Annotated in this window: 24 protein-coding genes; 19 read left to right on the top strand and 5 right to left on the bottom strand. The window is 70.6% G+C overall.

Annotated elements, in window-relative coordinates; all coding sequences use genetic code 11:
* Positions 1 to 2: 2 nt before the first annotated feature.
* Both ABT300_RS05705 and ABT300_RS05700 read right to left on the bottom strand, forming a co-directional pair.
* The gene (locus ABT300_RS05705; protein WP_351672484.1) at positions 3 to 377 is read right to left on the bottom strand and encodes a fic family toxin-antitoxin system, toxin component; all 375 of its coding nucleotides are present in this window, start codon (positions 375 to 377) and stop codon (positions 3 to 5) included.
* A gap of 4 nt (positions 378 to 381) precedes the next feature.
* On the bottom strand, positions 382 to 624 hold the full coding sequence (locus tag ABT300_RS05700; protein WP_351672482.1) for a toxin-antitoxin system HicB family antitoxin: 243 nt from the start codon (positions 622 to 624) through the stop codon (positions 382 to 384).
* A gap of 140 nt (positions 625 to 764) precedes the next feature.
* Here ABT300_RS05700 and ABT300_RS05695 point away from each other — a divergent pair, with 140 nt between their 5' ends.
* The 6 genes from ABT300_RS05695 (at position 765) to ABT300_RS05670 (ending at position 8,135) form a co-directional block, all read left to right on the top strand.
* Positions 765 to 1,586, top strand: a complete 822-nt coding sequence (locus tag ABT300_RS05695; RefSeq protein ID WP_351672480.1) for an ABC transporter ATP-binding protein — start codon at positions 765 to 767, stop codon at positions 1,584 to 1,586.
* Positions 1,587 to 1,590: 4 nt separating this feature from the next.
* Positions 1,591 to 4,158 (top strand): ABC transporter permease, encoded by a 2,568-nt coding sequence (locus ABT300_RS05690; protein ID WP_351672478.1) that lies wholly within the window; start codon positions 1,591 to 1,593, stop codon positions 4,156 to 4,158.
* Positions 4,159 to 4,235: 77 nt separating this feature from the next.
* Positions 4,236 to 4,697, top strand: a complete 462-nt coding sequence (locus ABT300_RS05685) for a GNAT family N-acetyltransferase (RefSeq protein WP_351672476.1) — start codon at positions 4,236 to 4,238, stop codon at positions 4,695 to 4,697.
* A gap of 223 nt (positions 4,698 to 4,920) precedes the next feature.
* On the top strand, positions 4,921 to 6,255 hold the full coding sequence (locus ABT300_RS05680) for a hemolysin family protein (RefSeq protein WP_351672474.1): 1,335 nt from the start codon (positions 4,921 to 4,923) through the stop codon (positions 6,253 to 6,255).
* A complete protein-coding gene (locus ABT300_RS05675) occupies positions 6,252 to 7,265 on the top strand; it encodes a hemolysin family protein (RefSeq protein ID WP_351672472.1) in 1,014 nt (337 codons plus the stop codon). Before ABT300_RS05680 ends, ABT300_RS05675 begins: the two co-directional genes overlap by 4 nt.
* 84 nt (positions 7,266 to 7,349) lie before the next feature.
* Positions 7,350 to 8,135 carry an SGNH/GDSL hydrolase family protein gene (locus tag ABT300_RS05670; RefSeq protein ID WP_351672470.1) on the top strand — a complete coding sequence of 262 codons (786 nt, stop codon included), beginning with the start codon at positions 7,350 to 7,352 and terminating at the stop codon, positions 8,133 to 8,135.
* 261 nt (positions 8,136 to 8,396) lie between these two features.
* Here ABT300_RS05670 and ABT300_RS05665 read toward each other — a convergent pair whose 3' ends face one another.
* A complete protein-coding gene (locus ABT300_RS05665; RefSeq protein WP_351672468.1) occupies positions 8,397 to 9,605 on the bottom strand; it encodes a site-specific integrase in 1,209 nt (402 codons plus the stop codon).
* A gap of 58 nt (positions 9,606 to 9,663) precedes the next feature.
* Complete coding sequence (locus tag ABT300_RS05660) at positions 9,664 to 10,161, bottom strand: helix-turn-helix domain-containing protein (RefSeq protein WP_351672466.1); 498 nt, start codon at positions 10,159 to 10,161, stop codon at positions 9,664 to 9,666.
* A gap of 168 nt (positions 10,162 to 10,329) precedes the next feature.
* Here ABT300_RS05660 and ABT300_RS05655 point away from each other — a divergent pair, with 168 nt between their 5' ends.
* The 12 genes from ABT300_RS05655 to ABT300_RS05600 all read left to right on the top strand — a co-directional run bounded on the left by ABT300_RS05655 (position 10,330) and on the right by ABT300_RS05600 (position 16,548).
* Positions 10,330 to 10,554, top strand: coding sequence for a helix-turn-helix domain-containing protein (locus ABT300_RS05655; RefSeq protein WP_351672464.1), 225 nt, complete (start codon positions 10,330 to 10,332; stop codon positions 10,552 to 10,554).
* Positions 10,554 to 10,757 (top strand): helix-turn-helix domain-containing protein, encoded by a 204-nt coding sequence (locus ABT300_RS05650; RefSeq protein WP_351672462.1) that lies wholly within the window; start codon positions 10,554 to 10,556, stop codon positions 10,755 to 10,757. The genes ABT300_RS05655 and ABT300_RS05650 overlap by 1 nt, the downstream gene beginning before the upstream one ends.
* A 121-nt stretch (positions 10,758 to 10,878) precedes the next feature.
* Positions 10,879 to 11,403 carry a GIY-YIG nuclease family protein gene (locus ABT300_RS05645; RefSeq protein ID WP_351672460.1) on the top strand — a complete coding sequence of 175 codons (525 nt, stop codon included), beginning with the start codon at positions 10,879 to 10,881 and terminating at the stop codon, positions 11,401 to 11,403.
* Positions 11,404 to 11,548: 145 nt separating this feature from the next.
* Positions 11,549 to 12,064 (top strand): DUF2742 domain-containing protein, encoded by a 516-nt coding sequence (locus ABT300_RS05640; RefSeq protein WP_351672458.1) that lies wholly within the window; start codon positions 11,549 to 11,551, stop codon positions 12,062 to 12,064.
* The gene (locus ABT300_RS05635; protein WP_351672456.1) at positions 12,061 to 13,656 is read left to right on the top strand and encodes a DNA primase family protein; all 1,596 of its coding nucleotides are present in this window, start codon (positions 12,061 to 12,063) and stop codon (positions 13,654 to 13,656) included. Before ABT300_RS05640 ends, ABT300_RS05635 begins: the two co-directional genes overlap by 4 nt.
* Before the next feature lie 433 nt (positions 13,657 to 14,089).
* Positions 14,090 to 14,383 carry a hypothetical protein gene (locus ABT300_RS05630; protein WP_351672454.1) on the top strand — a complete coding sequence of 98 codons (294 nt, stop codon included), beginning with the start codon at positions 14,090 to 14,092 and terminating at the stop codon, positions 14,381 to 14,383.
* 31 nt (positions 14,384 to 14,414) lie between these two features.
* A complete protein-coding gene (locus tag ABT300_RS05625; RefSeq protein ID WP_351672452.1) occupies positions 14,415 to 14,732 on the top strand; it encodes a hypothetical protein in 318 nt (105 codons plus the stop codon).
* Between the two features lie 132 nt (positions 14,733 to 14,864).
* Positions 14,865 to 15,179 (top strand): hypothetical protein, encoded by a 315-nt coding sequence (locus tag ABT300_RS05620; RefSeq protein WP_351672450.1) that lies wholly within the window; start codon positions 14,865 to 14,867, stop codon positions 15,177 to 15,179.
* Positions 15,176 to 15,553 (top strand): helix-turn-helix domain-containing protein, encoded by a 378-nt coding sequence (locus ABT300_RS05615; RefSeq protein WP_351672448.1) that lies wholly within the window; start codon positions 15,176 to 15,178, stop codon positions 15,551 to 15,553. The genes ABT300_RS05620 and ABT300_RS05615 overlap by 4 nt, the downstream gene beginning before the upstream one ends.
* The gene (locus ABT300_RS05610; protein ID WP_351672446.1) at positions 15,550 to 15,762 is read left to right on the top strand and encodes a hypothetical protein; all 213 of its coding nucleotides are present in this window, start codon (positions 15,550 to 15,552) and stop codon (positions 15,760 to 15,762) included. The genes ABT300_RS05615 and ABT300_RS05610 overlap by 4 nt, the downstream gene beginning before the upstream one ends.
* 56 nt (positions 15,763 to 15,818) lie before the next feature.
* Entirely contained in the window at positions 15,819 to 16,307 is a 489-nt protein-coding gene (locus ABT300_RS05605; protein ID WP_351672444.1) for a hypothetical protein, read from the top strand.
* A gap of 1 nt (position 16,308) precedes the next feature.
* Positions 16,309 to 16,548 (top strand): hypothetical protein, encoded by a 240-nt coding sequence (locus ABT300_RS05600; RefSeq protein ID WP_351672442.1) that lies wholly within the window; start codon positions 16,309 to 16,311, stop codon positions 16,546 to 16,548.
* Positions 16,549 to 16,612: 64 nt separating this feature from the next.
* On the opposite strand, the gene ABT300_RS05595 is transcribed toward ABT300_RS05600, so the two are convergent.
* Complete coding sequence (locus ABT300_RS05595; protein ID WP_351672440.1) at positions 16,613 to 17,572, bottom strand: hypothetical protein; 960 nt, start codon at positions 17,570 to 17,572, stop codon at positions 16,613 to 16,615.
* A 113-nt stretch (positions 17,573 to 17,685) separates the two neighbouring features.
* Here ABT300_RS05595 and ABT300_RS05590 point away from each other — a divergent pair, with 113 nt between their 5' ends.
* Positions 17,686 to 18,750, top strand: coding sequence for a site-specific integrase (locus tag ABT300_RS05590; RefSeq protein WP_351672438.1), 1,065 nt, complete (start codon positions 17,686 to 17,688; stop codon positions 18,748 to 18,750).
* Positions 18,751 to 18,873 lie beyond the last annotated feature (123 nt).

The raw sequence follows: 18,873 nt of genomic DNA, 5'->3' as shown, positions 1-18,873 counted from the left end.
CGTCACCCGGTCCACTCGCGCAGCTCCCGTGCGATGTCGGCCACGGACGCCTCGCCGTTCTTCACCAGCCGGGCCAGGTCACGGACCTGTTCGGGCGAGGTGATCACCTTCAGGCCGCTGGCCACGAGGTAGGCATAGGCGACCGCGCAGGCGAAGAGCGCGTTGGAGCGCTCCAGAGCCGGGACGTGGATGAGGAGCTGGAGCAGTGCGGCGGCGCGGGCCGGCGGGTCGTCGTAGACGGGGACGTCGAATATCTCCGCCTGATGGCGTGCCACGGCCGCGACCAACGCGCCCCAGTCGGTGACCTGCGGGTCTCCCGGGGTCTTCTGTTCGGCGAGCATGAGGAGCCAGGCGAGGTCGATGCGGAGGTCGCTCAAGGGTTCAGCGGCGACCTTCGCGCGTGCCGCCCTCGCGGTCGGCGCCGAACTCCTCGGCGAAGAGCGCCTCGTACTGCTTCATGAAGTCACCGGCGGCCTCGACGAAGGTCTGGCCGACCTCCCCGGCGTCCTGTCTGACCAGCTCTTCTATGTAGCGGTTGACGCTCATGCCGCGGGCGGTGGCGCGCTCGCGGGCGACCTGGGCCGTGCCCTCGTCGACGCGCACGTTCAGCTGGGTCTTCGCCATACCTCGAAGCTAGCGCCGATGTGCTAGCAACGGCAAGGGCGGCCGGAATCGAAAAGTGATACCGGCTGTGCGGCGCATCACACTACGCTCGGCCGGACGGTTCAGCGACGGCAGCACGATCACCGAGCGAGGAGGCAGTCTTGTCCACACCTGCTGCGCAGCACGCCCCCGGTCCGGCCTCGGCCGACGGGGTCGCGGCCCGCGCCCGAGGTCTGACCAAGGCGTACGGCTCGGGCGAGACGGCGGTGATCGCCCTCGACTCGGTGGACGTGGACATCGCGAGCGGCCGCTTCACCGCGGTCATGGGGCCGTCCGGCTCCGGGAAGTCCACCCTCATGCACTGTCTGGCCGGCCTCGACACCGTCTCGGCCGGTCAGGTGTGGCTCGGCGGCACCGAGATCACCGGGTTGAAGGAACGGGAGCTGACCCGGCTCAGGCGGGACCGGATCGGGTTCATGTTCCAGTCGTTCAACCTGATCCCGACGCTGAACGCGCTCGAGAACATCACCCTGCCCATGGACATCGCCGGCCACAAGCCCGACCAGGAGTGGTTGGACCAGGTGATCGACACGCTCGGCCTGCGTGCGCGGCTCAAGCACCGGCCCGCCCAGCTCTCCGGCGGACAGCAGCAGCGGGTGGCCTGTGCCCGGGCGCTCGCCTCCCGTCCCGAGCTGATCTTCGCGGACGAGCCCACCGGCAACCTCGACTCCCGGGCCGGGCTCGAGGTCCTCGCGTTCCTGCGGCAGGCCGTCGACGACCTCGGCCAGACGGTCGTCATGGTCACCCACGACCCGGGCGCCGCCGCCCACTCCGACCTGGTGCTCTTCCTCGCGGACGGGCGGCTGGTGGACCGGATGGAACAGCCCTCGGCGGACGCCGTGCTGGAACGCATGAAACGCTTCGACGTGGGCCGCGCCCCACAGGCCGGCGGCCCGCTCGGCAGCGACCCCGAGGAGGGCTGACCCGGTGCTGAAGGCGACCCTCAGAAGTTTCCTGGCGCACAAGGGACGGCTGCTGCTGTCCGCGCTCGCCGTCGTCCTGTCGGTGGCGTTCGTGGCCGGCAGCCTGATCTTCTCCGACACGGTGACGCGCACCTTCGACCGGCTCTTCGCGTCCACCTCGGCGGACGTGACGGTGGAACCGGCCGACGACCTGCGCTCCTCCGTGCCGACCGGCGCGACCCAGACCCTCCCCGCCGCGCTCGCCGGACGACTGGCCCGGGTCGAGGGCGTCAAGTCCGCCCACGCGGACGTGAGCGTGCAGAACATCACCGTCGTCGACGCCGACAACAAGTCGGTCGGGCCGACCACCGGCGCGCCCACCGTCGCCACCGACTGGTACGTCACCGACCGCAGCCCGGTGAAGCTGACCTCCGGCCACGCCCCGCGCGGCGCCGGCGAGGCCATGCTCGACGCCGACACCGCCGACAAGAAGCACGTGCGGATCGGCGACGCCCTGACGGTGATGGCCCAGCCGGGCACGTTCAAGGTGAGGGTCGTCGGGATCGCCACCTTCACCACCACCAACCCCGGCGCGGCCCTGGTCTACCTCGACCCCGGCGCCGCCGCCGCCCAGCTCCTCGGATCGGCGGACAAGGCGACCGGCATCTCCGTCGACGCGGCCCCGGGGGTGAGCGACACGGTGCTCGAGCGGCGGGTCCTGGCCGCCCTCGGCGACGGGCGGTACGACGTGCAGACCGCCGAGGAGCGGGCCAAGTCGTCGGCCGAGGCGCTGGGCGGGTTCCTCGACGTCATCAAGTACGTGATGCTCGGCTTCGCCGGGATCGCCGTCCTCGTCGGCGTGTTCCTCATCGTCAACACGTTCTCGATGCTGATCGCCCAGCGCACCCGTGAGCTGGGCCTGCTGCGCGCCCTGGGCGCGGACCGCCGCCAGGTGCGGCGCTCGGTCCTCACCGAGGCGGTGCTGCTCGGGCTGGTCGGCTCCACCCTCGGGCTGGCCGCCGGCATCGGCCTCGCCGCCGGGCTGATCAAGCTCATGGGCGCGTTCGGCATGAACCTCAGGACCACCGAGATGGTCGTGGGCTGGGCGACTCCGGTGTCGGCGTACGTCGTCGGCGTCGGCGTCACCTTCGTCGCCGCGTATCTCCCGGCCCGCCGGGCGGCCGGCGTGTCCCCGATGGCGGCCCTCGCGGACGCGGACATCGCGGGGGTGGGCCGTCCGCTGAAGACGCGCGCCGTGGTCGGCTCGGCCGTCGGCGCGCTGGGCGCAGCCGCGCTCGCCGGCTGCGCGGCCTCGTCGACCACGTCGTCCGCGGCGTCCCTGCTGGGACTGGGCATCGTGCTCACCCTGATCGCCACCGTCATCGCGGGCCCGCTGCTGGTCCGGCCGGTGATCCGGGTCCTCGGCGGCGCCTTCCCGGCGCTGTTCGGCTCCGTCGGCCGGATGAGCCAGCGCAACGCGCTGCGCAACCCGCGCCGCACGGGAGCCACCGCCGCCGCGCTGATGGTGGGCCTCGCCCTGGTGGGCGGCATGTCGGTGGCCAGCGCCTCGATGTCCAAGTCGTTCGACCAGCAGATCGACAAAACGCTCGGCGCCGACTTCGTCGTCCAGAACGCCAACTTCACGCCGTTCTCCCAGGAGGTCACGGACGCGGTGCGCGACACCGAGGGCGTCGGCCTCGTGGTGCGGCAGCGGTTCGCCCCGCTCGCCGTGCGGCTGCCCGACGGCAAGCGCGTCGAGACGACCGCCGCCGGCTACGACGACCGGGTCGACGACGTCGCGCACATCCCGTACGCCGAGGGGAACACGGCGGCCGCGCTGGCCGAGGGCGCCCTCGGCATGGACGTCGACTTCGCGAAGGAGCACGGCGTACGGCTCGGCAGCGTGCTGCCGGTGGAGTTCCCCGGCGGCCGGACGACGTCGCTGAAGGTCGGCGCGCTCACCGACCAGGAGACCGGTGACGGCTTCGGCATGCAGGGCGGGCTGTTCCTCGGCATCGCCGCCGTCGAGAAGTACGTGCCCGGCGGGCAGGACTCCGCCCTGTACGTCAACGCCGGCTCCGGCACGAACGCCGAACAGCTGCGCCCCCTGCTGGAGAAGACGCTGGACGCGTATCCGCAGGTCCAGGCGCGGGACCAGGCCGACTACAAGAAGCTGGTGCACGACCAGATCGCCGTGCTGCTGTACCTGGTCTACGCCCTGCTCGGGCTGGCGATCGTCATCGCGGTGCTCGGCGTCGTCAACACGCTGGCGCTGTCGGTGGTGGAGCGGACCCGGGAGATCGGGCTGCTGCGCGCCATCGGGCTGGGCCGACGGCAGTTGCGCCGGATGATCCGGCTGGAGTCGGTGGTGATCGCGGTGTTCGGCGCGGTGCTGGGACTCGGGCTGGGACTGGTCTGGGGCGTGTGCATCAGCCAGGTGCTGGCGCTGCAGGGGATGAAGGCCTTCGCCGTTCCGTGGGGCACGATCGTCGCGGTGGTCGTCGGCTCGGCGGTCGTCGGCGTCGTGGCGGCGATGCTGCCGGCCCTGCGGGCGTCCCGGATGAACGTGCTGGCGGCGATCGCGCACGAGTGACGCGGCCGGTCGGCCGGGAGGGCGTCCGGATCCTGGAATTCCGGGTCCGGACGCATCGCCCGTGATGGGATCGCCGTATGTCTGATCTGCGCATACGGGCGGCGACGCCCGAAGACCTGGACGCCGTGCTGGCCTTCTGGAAGACCGCCGCCGAGGGCACGAGCATCAGCGACGACCGCGGCGGGGTGGAACGGCTGGCGGCCCGCGATCCCGAGGCGCTGATCCTCGCCGAACAGCTCGCCGAGCAGGGGGCCGAGTCGGGCGCCGGGTCGGGCGCCGAGCTGGTCGGCACGGTGATCGCCGGGTTCGACGGGTGGCGGTGTCATCTGTACCGGCTGGCGGTGCACCCGGAGCGCCGACGTCAGGGCGTCGGCACGGCGCTGCTCGCCGCCGCGGAGGAACGCTTCGTACGGCTGGGCGGGCGGCGCGGGGACGCGATGGTGCTCACCCGCAACGAGACGGCGCATCATGCCTGGCGCGCCGCGGGGTACGCGCCCGAGGAGAAGTGGCGGCGCTGGGTCAAGCCGCTCACCGGCTGACCCCGAGCCCCGCCCGGAACGCTTTGCCGATCCTTTACCCTTGGGGGGTCGTGCGGATCGTCCGCACGGCCCCCCGACGACCTCATGAAAGGTGTGAGCGTCCGCCCATGGGCGAGCCTCCCCGTACACCCGCCGGCGCGCGTTCCGGCGCCCGCACGCGTGCCCGCGCCCGTTGTCGCGCGCTCCGTCCCGCCCTGCCCGATCCTGGGACGGAGGAGACCCGATGACCGAAGTGCTGCTGCTCCTGGTGGCGATCCTGCTCTCGTTCGCGTGCGGCGCCTTCGTCGCCGCCGAGTTCTCGTTGACCACGGTCGAGCGCAGCGAGCTGGAGCGGGCGGTGGAGCGCGGCGAACGCGGCGCGGCCGGAGCGCTCAAGGCCGTGCGCAACCTGACCTTCCAGCTCTCCGGCGCGCAGCTCGGCATCACCGTCACCAACCTGGTCGTCGGCATGCTGTCCGAGCCGTCGATCGCGAAGCTGATCGCGGGACCGCTGGAATCGCTCGGCCTGTCCGGCTCCACGTCGAGCTCCGTCGCGCTGGTGCTGGGCACGGCCCTGTCGACCGTGTTCCTGATGGTCGTCGGCGAGCTGGTGCCGAAGAACTGGGCGATCTCCTCCCCGCTCGCGGTGGCCAAGAGCGTGGGCAACGCGCAACGCTGGTTCAGCGCCGCCTTCCGGCCCTTCATCAGCCACCTCAACGACACCGCGAACCACATCGTGCGCCGCGTCGGCGTGGAGCCCACCGAGGAGCTCGTCGCCGCCCGGGGTCCCCAGGAGCTCGCGGCCCTGGCCCGGCACTCCGCGCGGGAAGGCGCCCTGGAGGCGGACACCGCGGAGCTCTTCGTGCGCACGCTGAACCTGGCCGACCTCATGGCGGAGAACGTGATGACCCCGCGCGTGCAGGTCATCGCCCTGGACGCGACGGCGACCTGCGAGGACGTGGCCAACGCGACCCGGGCGACGGGCCTGTCCCGCTTCCCCGTCTACCGCGGCAGCCTCGACTCGGTCGTGGGGACGGCGCACATCAAGGACGCGCTGGCGGTCCCCGCCGGGCGACGCGCGCGCGTGCCCGTCGCCGAGATCATGCGCGACCCGCTCCTCGTCCCCGAGTCGCTCACCGTGGACCGGCTGCTGGACCGGCTGTCCGGCAAGCGGACGATGGCCGTCGTCATCGACGAGTACGGCGGAACCGCGGGCGTGGCGACGCTGGAGGACATCGTCGAGGAGGTCGTCGGCGAGGTCCGCGACGAGCACGACCCGCACGAGACGTCCGAACTGGCGCACGCGGGCACCGACGACGACGGCCGCGTCCTGTACTCGGCCGACGGCGCCGCCCGCACCGACCAGCTCGCACGCGTCGGCCTGCACGCGCCCGAGGGACCGTACGAGACGCTGGCCGGGCTGGTGGCCACCGAACTGGGCCGGATACCGGCCGTCGGGGACACCGTCGAGATCGCCGGCTGGCGGATGGACGTGGTGGACGCCTCCGGTCGCCGGGCGGCGCGCGTGCTGCTGCACGCCCCGCTCGCCGACACCCACGCGGAAGGGGCCGGGCAGTGACCGCCGTCCAGTTGCTCATCGGGCTGGCGACCCTCGTCGTCAACGCGTTCTTCGTCGGCGCCGAGTTCGCGCTGATCTCGGTCCGCCGCTCCCAGATCGAGCCGTACGCCGAACAGGGCGACCGGCGCGGACGCAGCGTGCTGTGGGGTCTGGAGCACGTGTCCGCGCTCATGGCCGCGGCGCAGCTCGGCATCACGCTGTGCACGCTGGTGCTCGGCGTGGTCGCCGAGCCGGCCATCGCGCACCTGCTGGAGCCGGTGTTCCACGCGGTCGGCGTGCCGGAGGGCGCCGGACACGCGGTGTCCTTCGTGATCGCGCTGACGGCCGCCACCTATCTGCACATGCTGCTCGGCGAGATGGTGCCGAAGAACATCGCGCTCGCCGAGCCGGTGCGCAGCGCGCTGCTGCTGGGACCGCCGCTGGTGACGCTCGCCCGGGCGCTGCGGCCCGTCATCTTCGCGATCAACGCGTTCGCCAACGGGCTGCTGAAGCTGCTGCGGATCGAGACGAAGAACGAGGTCACCGCGACCTTCTCGGACGCGGAGCTGGCACAGATCGTCCGGGACGCCGGCGAGGCGGGCCTCATCGACGACCGCGCCCAGGAGCGCCTGCACGACGCCCTGGAACTGGGCCGCCGCCCGGTGCGGGACGTCGTCCTGCCGCTGGAACGCGTCGTGTACGCGCGCGTGGGCGTCACTCCGGAGGGGCTGGAGCAGCTGGCGGCGGAGTCCGGGTTCTCCCGCTTCCCCGTGGTGGACGAGGGGCGCCGGATCGTCGGCTACCTGCATGTGAAGGACGCGCTGGACGCCTCGCCGCGCGACCAGGCGTTCCGGCTGCAGGACATGCGGGCCATCGCCCGGGTGCGGGAGGCGACCCCGCTGGACGACGTCCTCACCGCGATGCGGGGCAGCCGGACGCATCTGGCGGCCGTGCTCGGCTCCGACGGCAGGCTGTCCGGCCTGGTGACCATGGAGGACGTGCTCCAGGAGTTGTTCGGACAGCGGACGTAGGCCGTCCGCTCGGCGTGGAAGGGTCGGGCCGGACCGGTCCGACCGACCGACGGGTATGAGACTCGGGCTACCATCGGTGTCGCCATGCAGACGAACTCCATTCCCCCGTACTCCAGCCTGGTCGCCGTCGGCGACTCCTTCACCGAGGGCATGTCGGACCTGCTGCCCGACGGCTCCTACCGGGGCTGGGCCGACCTCCTCGCCGCGCGGATGGCCGTGCGCGCTCCCGGCTTCCGCTACGCCAACCTCGCGGTGCGCGGCAAGCTGATCGGACAGATCGTCGAGGAACAGGTGCCGGTGGCCGCCGCGATGGGCGCCGACGTGATCACCCTGGTCGGCGGGCTCAACGACACCCTGCGTCCCAAGTGCGACATGGGCCGGGTCAAGGGCCTGCTGACGGAGGCGGTGGAGCGGCTGGCCCCGTCCTGCAAGCAGCTCGTGCTGATGCGCAGCCCGGGCCGGCAGGGGCCCGTCCTCGAGCGCTTCCGGCCGCGCATGGAGGAGCTGTTCGTGTGCGTCGAGGAGCTGGCCGAGCGGCACGGCGCGCTCGTCGCCGATCTGTACGGCGCTCCCTCGCTCAGCGACCCGCGCATGTGGGACGTCGACCGGCTGCACCTGACGCCGGAGGGCCACCGCCGGGTCGCCGAGGCCGTCTGGCAGACCCTCGGTCACGAGGCCGAGGACGCCGACTGGCATCTGCCGATGCCGCCCACCCCGCCTCCGAGCTGGGCCGCCCGGCGGGTCGCGGACGCACGGTTCACCCGGCAGTACCTGCTGCCGTGGATAGGCCGCCGGCTGACGGGCCGGTCCTCCGGGGACAGCCTGCCGCCCAAGCGCCCCGAACTCCTGCCGTACGAGAGCCGGCTGTAGACGGACGAAGCCGGGTCGGCGCAGCCGATCCGCGCAGACGATCCGCGCCCGGGGCGCGGCCGATCGGGGCACGGGGCGACGCCGATCCGCGGGCGGCGACGCCTGTCCGCCCGCGGGGTGACCCCGGTCTCGTAGGTTCCGCCGAACCGGACCGCTGCGCCGACCTGCACGAAGCGCCAGTAGAATCCCTCCACTGTTCTACCTCGAACAGAATCCATGCAGGTCAGAAGCTGTACGAAGTGATCCACTAAAGATCATCTCTCACATTTTCTCCGTACTGGCCGGTATGGCCAGCCTTTCGCCCATCCCGTGGAACACGTCGAGGGCCTCCGCTGCGCCCCTCATATCCTCCACTTCGATGGACACGTACTTACGCTTCGTGAAGGCCGCGTTCGTGTGGCCGGCCCACGCCGCGAGGATGACGTCCGGGACCCCGCTGAGCGCGAGGGCCTTCAGCACCGCATGCCGGGCGTCGTACAGGCGCACCTGCCGCAGCCCGAGCCGCCGCATCGTGCGGTAGGCGTGCTCTCGCAGCTGTCGCGTGTTGAGCGGCATGCCCAGCTCGTTCACGACGACGTAGCCCGTCTCGGTGTACGCCTCGCCCGCGGCCAGCCTCTCCGCGGCCTGCCGGGCACGGAAGTGTCTGAGCGCCTCCCACGGCCCCTGAGGCAGCGGCAGGACGCGCTCACCGGACGCCGTCTTGGTGTCCTTCTCCAGCACGGTCACGTTGCCGATCATCGTGCGGGTGTTGGCGACGTCCAGCGTGCCGAGCTGCAGGTCGATGTCCGTCCAGCGCTGCCCGCACACCTCGGCCGGCCGAAGCCCCATCAGCGACAGCAGCAGCGGCGCGAACAGACGGTCCTCGACGATGCCGCGGATGAACGTCTGCACCTCGGCGACGGTCCACGGCTTGGGCCGATCCCGCTCCCGCTTGTCGGTCTTCTTGTCGGCCAGCGACGGCCGGACCTCGGCGGCGACGTTGACGGCGACGAGCTTGCGGACCACGGCCCGGCCCAGTGCACTGCGCAGCCGCATCAGGATGCCCTCCACCGTGGAGATGGCGAGCCGTGTCCCGGGCTCGCCGCCCTTCCGCCGGCCGCCGGCGACCAGGCCGTCGACGAAGTCGCGGACGTGGTCCTCGCCGAGCTCCTGGAGGCGGATGTGCCCGAGCTGGTCGTAGACGTGCACGAGGGCGAGCCGGTACGTGCGGATCGTCGTCTCCTCGACGTCCCGCCGCTTGTACTCCAGCCACTGGTCGAGCCACTCCCCTACCGTGATCTTGCTGGGGGTGATGAAGGTGCCAGCCTTCCGCTCGGTCTGAATCCGGGCGCGCTCCGCCAGCACCTCCTTCTTCGTGTCCCTGGTGATCGTGAGCTGAATCCGTCTGCCGCTCTCGTCCCGGCCTGCGTCGACCATCATGCGGTAACGGATCTTGCCGTTCTGCAGGACGACCTTCTTGATCTCAGCCATGCCCTCCCTCACTTCTTGAAGGATGCGCCCATCTGCGCCTACTCAACGATGCGCAGAGTCACTTCCGCTCATCCAGGAACTTCTGCAGGGCCTCGGGGTCGGCAACCAGGGCGCTGATCACGTTGGCCAACTGAGTCGCCACTGTCGCTTGCTGCGTGTGTGCCCCGGCAATGTGAGATCCGCCCGGCCTCATCCACGGCGGACGGGAGTAGAGGGCGTATTCGAGCGTGGCGGCATAGGCGTTGCTTTCGGATAGGCGTAGAGGCCTGGTGCCGTCGAGCCACGCCCAGGCTGTATCGGATGGAACTGATCCGCCACCTGTGATGTCGACGGTCTGTTCGGGTGAGTCCGTGGGGGGCAGCAGCAGCGCTGAAGGGGAGACGCCTAGCGCAATGGCGAGGGCCATCAGGTCGTCGACGTCGACTCGCCGTTCGCCTTTCTCGATGCGGGTGATGCCCGTGGCCGGGATGGACTGGCCGGCGTCCTTCAGCAAGACCGCCAGTTTCGTGGTCGAAAGCCCGCGCGCGTTCCTGATGCGTCGCAGGTTGGCCGCCACGTGTCGGCTAGTCGGTCCCCAACCGGGCCCCTTCGAGGGCTCGGGGATCTGCTTTGCAGTCTCATTCGCTGTCACTCTCGCAGCGTCCCATGCGAAACCTTGCACAGTCAACGCCAGTCCCGTACAGTCCAAGTAGCGCAGCGATCGCTGCGAATCTTGGAGGTATTGATGCGCAAAAGCGCAGCCTGCGGGCCTGACCTGGATGAATGGCTCACGCCGGTCGAAGCCGCCAAGCTCACCAAGCTCAGCGTCCGCACTCTGTCGGACAAGCGCTGGAAGGGCACGGGCCCCGTCTACACGAAGCTGTCTCCCGGCAAGGGTGGACGAATTCGATACCGCCGCCGCGATGTCCTGGCCTGGCTGTCCGGCATCAACTCGGCGAGCGCAGCCTGATGGGCACCGTACCCACGCTCGACGAGGTCCGCAGCTGGCCCGCCACGGTCGGAGTACCGGAGGCCGCCCGCGCGATCGGCGTCTCGAAGTCGCACCTGTACGAGATGGTCCGAAGGGGTGAGGCCCCGGTCAAGGTCCTCAGCTTCGGCGCTCGCCACCGGGTGTTGACGGCCTCGCTCGTCCGCCTTTTGGAAGGCGCATGAAACGGCCCGGCCGTCGGTGTCTCTAGCACCAGCGACCGGGCCTCACGCCCCAACCACGACAAAGCCCCGGCCTGCTTGGCGGCTGGAACCGGGGCCTGTCTTCACACGTGAAAGGACGCTGATGTCCAGCTTCCCACATTCGACGAAGGCGGACGAGGCGCTGCGCAGCGACCCCGCCCCCGGACGGACCGCGCTCTACCGCTTCTACGACGCCGACGACCAGCTGCTCTACGTGGGCATCACCAGCAACCCCAAGCAGCGCTGGAAGGCGCATGCGAGCGGTGCGGCTTGGTGGGCGCAGGCCGTCCGGAAGTCCGTCAAGTGGTTCGACTCGCGGCCCGAGGCGGCCGTGGCTGAGGCGCACGCCATCACCGCCGAGGTTCCGGCCCACAACGTCGTGCACAACCACGAACGGCACGCCCGGACCCAAGCCGAGTACGACGCTGTTCGCGCCGACCCGCGCCTTCTCCACATGACCGCCGAAGAGAAAGTCAGTTTCTTCACGGAGCTCGGCCTCCACACGGACGCGCGCTACTGGCAGCACGTCGTCGACGTCGTCAGCCAGGCACCCCCGCTCGGCCCGGAGCAGGTCAGTCGCTTGCGTGTCCTCATCTGGGGCTCTGACGGGCCGGACTCGAGCCCGTGACTCCTGGTTCGGTCGCCACACCCGCCGCCCAGCTCGTGGACGGGCGCGGGTGCGGCGCCGGGCCAACAACCCGCACTCCCATCCGTTCGCGAAGCCGAAGAACCACAACCCGCACCGCTTCGCCGCTCGTGACAGGACGCACGACGTGAACAGGAAGACCGCAACGCCCCAGCGCGGGACCAAGGGCGTAGCAACCAACATGGCGAAGGCCGACGACCCGATGGCGCTGTGGGCATCGAACGCCGTCACGCAGCTCCTCGACGGCCAGGACGAGCCGCCCGCATACGGATCCCCTGCATGGCGGCGACTGCCTGGAGACGACCCCCGCAGGGCCGCCGCGATCCTCACGGCGGCCGAGTCCTGGCGGCGGTTCGGGTGCGAGGACATGTCCGTGATCGAGGCAGCGGAAATGTGGCGCAGGTACGGCAGTGACCAGGTGCTGACCTGGTTCAGGGAGTCCTCTGTGTCACACCGCCCGCTGGCCGACCGTAGGACCCTCGCCGAGCTTGACGCCCTGTCGAAACCGAAGCCGCCGCGCCCCGTACAGGCCACCGCAGGCTGGCCGCCCGTCGCGATCCCTGGCCGACCCGGCTGGCATCGGCACCTCGTCGACGGCCAACAGATCGACCTCCGCGACAACGCACAGGAGGGCGCCGCGTGACCCCCGCGCAGGACCCCATCGACCCCTCGCTGCGCATGCTGACGGGACTGCCGGTCCCCGACGAAGAGCCGCTCGACGATGGCATGTGGGAAGGCGGAGACTCCACCGGGGGATGGACGTCCGGTCCTCGGGCTGTCGCCGCCTTCCCGCCACCACCCCGCGCCGCCCGGACAATGCGGACCCGGGACGACATCGGCAACGCCCAGCGGCTCATCGACCGGTACGGGCCCATCGTCCGCTGGGTGCTCATCGTCAAGGGCGGCGAGTGGGCCGTGTACGACGGCCGCCGCTGGGCATTCCGCGGCGGCGACACCCTCGTGCGGACCCTCACCCGCCTCACCGTCGAGGACCTGCCCAAGACCGAGGCCTTGTCCTACAGCGCCGAGAACCCGGTCGACGAGAAGGGCAAGAAGCTGCCCAGCGACCGGGACGTGTTCCTCGCCTACGTCTCCAAGCTGCGCGACCACCGCGTCATGGGCCGCGCCATCTCCGCCGCGTCGTCGTTCCCCGAACTGCACGCGCAGCCGGAGGACTTCGACGCCAACCGGCGCTGGCTGAACCTGCCCAACGGAATCCTCGACACCGACAAGGTCCTGCTCAAGCCGCACAACCCGGACCTGATGCTGTCCCGGATGTTCGGCGTTCCCTACAACGAGCGCGCCCAAGCAGCGGTCTGGGAGCGCTTCCTGACCATGAACATCCCCGACGAGAACACCCGCCTCTACCTGCAGAAGGCGGCCGGCTACACCCTCTCGGGACTCTCCAACGAGAAGACGCTGCTCTATCTGTACGGACCATCCGACACAGGCAAGAGCATCTTCACCGGCGTCATGTCCCGTCTCTTCGGCGAGTACGGGCTGGTCGCCTCCGACGGTGCTCTGCGTCCGCGCCGCGAGGGCACCGTCAACAACGACGTCGACGGCATGGCGGGCAAGAGGTTCGTCACCACCTCCGAGTCCCGGCCGGGCGAAGAGATGGACGAGGCCCTCGTGAAACGCCTCACCGGACGGGACGAGCAGACCACCCGAGCCCTCTACCAGAACAACCGGACATGGACGCCCGAGTGCGTGATCTGGGTGTGCTCCAACCAGTACCCGAAGATCACCGGCGACGACGACGCCATCTGGACGCGCATCCGGGTCGTGCCGTTCCTGCGGCAGTTCCTTGCCGGAGACCCCAACCGTGACGAGCGACTCGAAGAGAAGCTTCACGCCGAGATGGAAGGCATCTTCGCCTGGGCCGTGCGCGGGCTCCGCATGTACCTCCGAGACGGCCTGATGCCGCCCCCCGAGGTCCTGCACGCGGGCGAAGCATTCAGGACCACAGCCGACGGTGTCACGGCTTTCGTAGCCGAGTACACCGAAGACGGGTTTCTGACGATCGAGGAGTCCGCCTGGGCGCCGCGCACCGAGCTCTACGAGATGTACAAGCGGTGGTGCAAGGAGTCCGCCATGCGCGAGCCTCTGCGCCCCTCCCGCTTCTACGCCCGGCTCGACGTGTCGTACCGCGCCGCCAAGGTGAACGGCACCCGCGGCTACGCCGGCATCACCACCGGCCCCAAGAAGCTGGCTCCGGAAGCGTGGAGCCGCTGATGTACCTGCCCCCACCTGCCCCCTTCGGCAACCTGCCCCAAGCTGCCCCCGGAAGCTGCCCCCAGCCACACACGTCCCTCCCGCCGCTGCGCCTTTCCACAACCGTTGACCTGCACTTTCGTGGCTGGGAAGCGAGTTATCCACAGGGGGCAGCTTGGGGGCAGCTAAGGGCAGCTACGAGGGGGCAGGTGGGGGCAGCTTGGGGGCAGGCAAAAGACCGTACCTGCCCCCACCGGAAACCACGGTTGACCTGCATGGATTCCTCTCAGGGGGCAGTAAGGGCAGGTAATTGCAGGGACTTTCCTCTATGGAGCCTTCAAGGAATCGGACATAAAAGCCCATTCGGGTCACGGATTTGGGCTCTCCCTCTCACCGCAGAAAGTTCGCGCGCGTACCTGCCCTCTCTGCCCCCTCCGCTTCGGATGGGGACCCCATGACCGAGACCTCCACCACCTACCGGGAAGTCGCCGCTGCCCTCGTCGAGGAACACGGCTGGGACCGCGCCACCCTCATCGCCACCGCCGTCCGCGGCTACGTCTACAACCGCCCCGACCCCGGCCCATACCGCGAGACCGCCGAACCCCTCTACCGCCGGCTCGGCTGGGAACAGGCCGCACTCCTCGCCTCCTGGTTCCGCGACTCCCGCAACTGGCCCGGACCCAAGCGCACCGGCCGACGCCTCCCCGGCGGCTGGCCAGCCGCAGCCAAACCCCAAACCGACCACTGACCACCGGCCAACCCGACGAAGGAGCAGCACCGTGCAGTCCAGCTACAAGACCGACGACCGCGTCATCGTTCCCGCCATCAGTCTTTGCCCCGTCGAGTACATCGACGGCCCGGCTGAACCCCCCGTCGAGGGCATCATCACCGGCCCGAGCACCCCGTTCTGCGGCACCTGCCACTGCCAGCCCATCGACCCGGACCACGCGGGCGACGGATCCCTGTGCTGCCCCGGCCCGCACTACTTCGTGCGCTTCAACTGCCCGCACCCGTGCCAGTCCGGCGAGGCGCACGAGCACGTGATGACGTTCGCCGCCCACGAGATCACCGCGTCCCGGCACCTGCGCTCCGTCTGACCCGCACGCGACGGCCGGCCCGCGGGAGACGGGCCGGCCACCCACCCAGCATCCCAGACCCATGGAAAACAGCCAGACGCCCACACCCCATGGAAAACACCCCGCCAAAGCACCGCAGAAAGTGAAACGCCAATGACCAAGAAAGCCGGCCCCTACCCACGACTGCGCGTCCCCCTCCCCGTCAAGGCCACCGAGGGCCTCGCCGTCGTCGACCTCGTCCTCGGGCACGGACTGTCCTTCCGCCAGGCCGCCGGACAGCTCGGCATGAGCACCTCGACCGCGTGGCGGCGTCACTGGTTCGTCCTCGACTGGCTCACCCCCGAACGCCACGGACGCCCGCCCGGCCCGCTGCCCCCGCAGCGCGGCACCCGCGCCTGCCCCCGCGGCCGGCCATGGATGCCGACCCTCGACGGACCCCCACCCCCGAACGAAGGAGTACGACGATGAACCCCACCCCCGCCCGTGATCGCGCATCAGCCGTGTTGTGGCTGGCCGCGGGTCAGACGAAGCGGGCTGCAGCCGAGGCCGCCGGCGTCTCACCGAACACGATCACCGAATGGCTACGGAACCCCGTGTTCGCCGGCGAGGTCGAGGCGACCCGCGCCTTGTACAGCGAGCGGCCGCAGGATGCGCGTGCGCTCCTGAAGCACCTCGACGGTGTCGCCGCCCGCCTCGCCCCGAAGTGCGCGCCGACCGTGGACGCCGGCGGTGTGCCGGTCCGGGTGTCCATGCCGCCCGGAACGTCGCCGCGGAAGCGGGAGCGGCTGATCGGCCGCGCGATCGCTCGAGGACTGCGAGCAGCGCGGGAGGCGGAGTCATGACCAGCCACGTCGAGGCCGAGGTTCAACGCCGCATAGCTGCGGCCCGCGTGAAGGCGGAGGCGGACCGCAAGCGCCGGGAGGAACTCGCTGCCGCGCGTGCTGCAGGGCTTGTGCGACGTCACCGGCAGAAGCTCGCCCGCCTCGCCGAGAAGGGCCTCGAGCTCGCCCCGCTCCTCGACAACACCACCTTCGCCGCATCCGGCGCCTGACCCCAGACCAGGGGTGGGCACCAACGCCCACCCTTCAACACGCAAGGAGACCAATCGTGATCGACTTCAACGGCAGCCCGCTCGAGGTACTCATCCCCGGCGACCGGACCCACCACTTCGTACTGCCCCTCGACCGCAGCGCCCTCCCGGCCAAGACGCTGAAGGCGATCGAGCAGTTGGAGACGGCTCGCGACGACGAGTCCGCCGTGCGGTCGAAGAAGGCCAACGACCGGGCCGCCCTCGACAAGGCGCAGGACGCCGTGAAGGACGCCCTGAACGGTGTGTACGACACGGCCGCGGCGACGTCCCGCGGATCCGCCGAGCACCATCGCGAGCAGGCCGCCTACGCCACCGCCCGGTTCGGGCGCGCCATCAGTGAGGCGCAGGGCGCGCTACAGGCGGTCGTCGACCATGCCCGGCAGGCGGAGAACCCGGGTGGTGTCGGCTTCCCGTCCGACCCGCGTCTGACCTCCCCCACGGTGCAGCAGTTGCGTGTGATCACCGAGGCCCTCGCCAACCTGCCCGCCATCCCCGAGGTGGCCTGAGATGGCCGGCACGGAGAGGAAGACTCGGACTCGCCCGCCGACGCCGGCGGAGCGGCACGCCGCCCGCGCCCTCGGCCAGCCCGACCCGGGGGAGGTCGTCGAGGACATCACGCCCAGCGCATCCCTGCTTGCCGAGCGGCTGTCCGCGCCCCGGAAGTCGGCGAAGCCGAAGGGCATGCAGACGGCGGACTGGTACGCCATCCGCGCTCGAGGCGGCGAGGAGCCCGACTCCGCAGCCTGATATTCACCGCCCGATGATTTGTGCCCGACTGTCACCATGACTGTCGGGCACAGTCGCGTTACGGCTACTCGTGAGAGTGCGTGTCCAGCACGTTCACGATGTGGTCGATGCCCGCCAGTGCCTCGGCTGCCTGCTCCTGCCACTGTGCGGCCAGCTCCGGCGTCACCTCCGCCCCCAGCTCTCCTACACCCGACAGGCCAGCGCAGAGGCCCGACAGACCAGCCACACCCGCAGCCACATTCTTTCGCTGCACCGGGCGCACCGGGATGGGCTCGGAGTTGACCGGGACATCAGCCGCGCCCGACCGGTCGCGGAACTTCTGCCGCAGCACCTCGACCACCTCCCGCGCCTCGGCCAGATCGCCGCTCCACTGATCCACCTCAGCGGAGTCGGCAGTGCCCTCGACGGACCCGGTCCGTGTGAACGCCTCACAGAGGCCGCCCAGGTGCGCCATGCCGCCGGACAGCGCCTTGAGCTGGGACCGCTGCGGCATCCGTCGGCCGCGGGCATCGAGCAGCGGGCGGGCGGCGGCGGCCCCGGTCGACGCGCGTTGCCGGTACGCCTTCTGACGGCACGCCGCCGAGCAGTACCGGGAGTCCGCCCGCCCGGTCGTGACGGTCGTGCCGCATGTCTCGCACGGCTGGCCGCTCCCGTTGTTGCCGTTACGGGTGCGCGTGAGAGACGTGCTGCACGAGTGTGAGCATGTCACCCTCTTCAGTAGCGGGTCGGAGTTGCGGACGACCTGACGGCCGCACGCCGCGCACGGTTCTGCCGGCTGCTCGGTCCCGCGGCCGGCGAGGCTGTACCACTCGAACCGGTCCCGCTGCCGCTCGGTGAAGGCGGTGGACACGATCCGCCCGTCCTCGGTGGTGGAGAAGCCGCGTCGATAGCAGGGTTCGCAGATCAGCTCTCGTACACCCCAGCGGCGGCGCCCTTTGGACCGTGCGGCCTCGACGAGGAACCCGGGGCCGGCGATCTCGCCGTCGCACATCGGGCAGACGACCGGACTCATACCGTCACTCATAGCCGTAACGCTACTCGCAAGCCGAAAGCCTGTCACGCGTAGCCGTAACGGATCCGCTACAGCCCAACCGGGTGAGCCCCAACGGCTTCTGACTCACGATAATGTTCGTTCTTATGAGCCAGAGTTGGGAGATCGAGGCACGGCCCTACACCCCGCTGTCGGCCGTCTCGAACCTCACCCCGCCCCTGTCCGCTGCCGCTCGCGAAGCTCTCGCCGCCGGCACTGCCGACTCCACTCGCCGCGCCTACTCAGCCGACTGGGAAGAGTTCACCGGCTGGTGCGCCGCGACGGGACACGCCCCACTGCCGGCCGCACCCGAGACTGTCGTCGAGTACGTCACCGCGCTCACGACCATCCCGCGGCCGAGGACCGGGCGGCCGTACTCGCCCAGCTCGATCGAGCGGGCCGTCGCCGCGATCCGCACCGCGCACTCCGCCGCCAACCTCACCCCGCCCAGCACCAAGGGCGCCCGCATGGTCCTGCGCGGGTACCGTGACCGGCTCGCCCGCTCCAAGGACCCCGCCGCCAAGCCTCGCAAGGCGCAGCCGGCCGTACCGACGGCGCTCCGGACGATGCTCGCCACCCTCGACCGCGACACGCTCATCGGGAAGCGGGACGCCGCCCTGCTGCTCCTCGGGTACGCCACCGCAGCGCGCGTGTCCGAGCTGGTCGCCCTCGACCTGGCCGATGCCCCCGAGACCGAGCAGGGCATCGAGGCGTCCGTCTACCGGCGCAAGATCAAGGCATTCACGGACACCGCCGTGCCGTTCGGCTCCAACCCGGCGACCTGTCCCGTGCGCGCCGTCCGCGGCCTACGGGAAGCCCTCGCGGAAGTCGGCCGGACCGAGGGCCCGTTGTTCGTCCGCGTCGACAGGCATGGCCGTATGGCGCCGCCGATGTTCCGTCGCGGGCTGCCGATTGGCGACCCGTCCGGCCGGCTCACCGCTCAGGCCGCCTCGCAGGTCGTCGAGCGCGCAGCCGAGGCGGCAGGCCTCGAAGGGCAGTGGTCGGGGCACAGCCTGCGCCGAGGATTCGCCACCGCCGCCCGCAAGGCCGGTCACGACCTCGTGCGGATCGGCCGGCACGGCGGATGGGCCGACGGCTCACGGGCGTTGCTCGGCTACTTCGAAGACTCCGACAAGTGGGAGGACAACCCCGTTACCGGGACAGGGCTGTAGCTGGAGCGGCCTCCGGTAGTCTGGCTGACAGCTCAGGCATGGCATGGCGCGGAAAGGCGCTGCACGGGACGGGCGTCCCACAACTGAGTCGTGCAGCGTCACATTCCCCATGCACACAGGAGT

Source organism: Streptomyces sp. NPDC001027, from assembly GCF_040299045.1.
GTDB lineage: Bacteria > Actinomycetota > Actinomycetes > Streptomycetales > Streptomycetaceae > Streptomyces.
The sequence above is the reverse complement of the archived record's forward strand: the minus strand, read 5'-3'. Positions and strand labels throughout refer to the sequence as shown.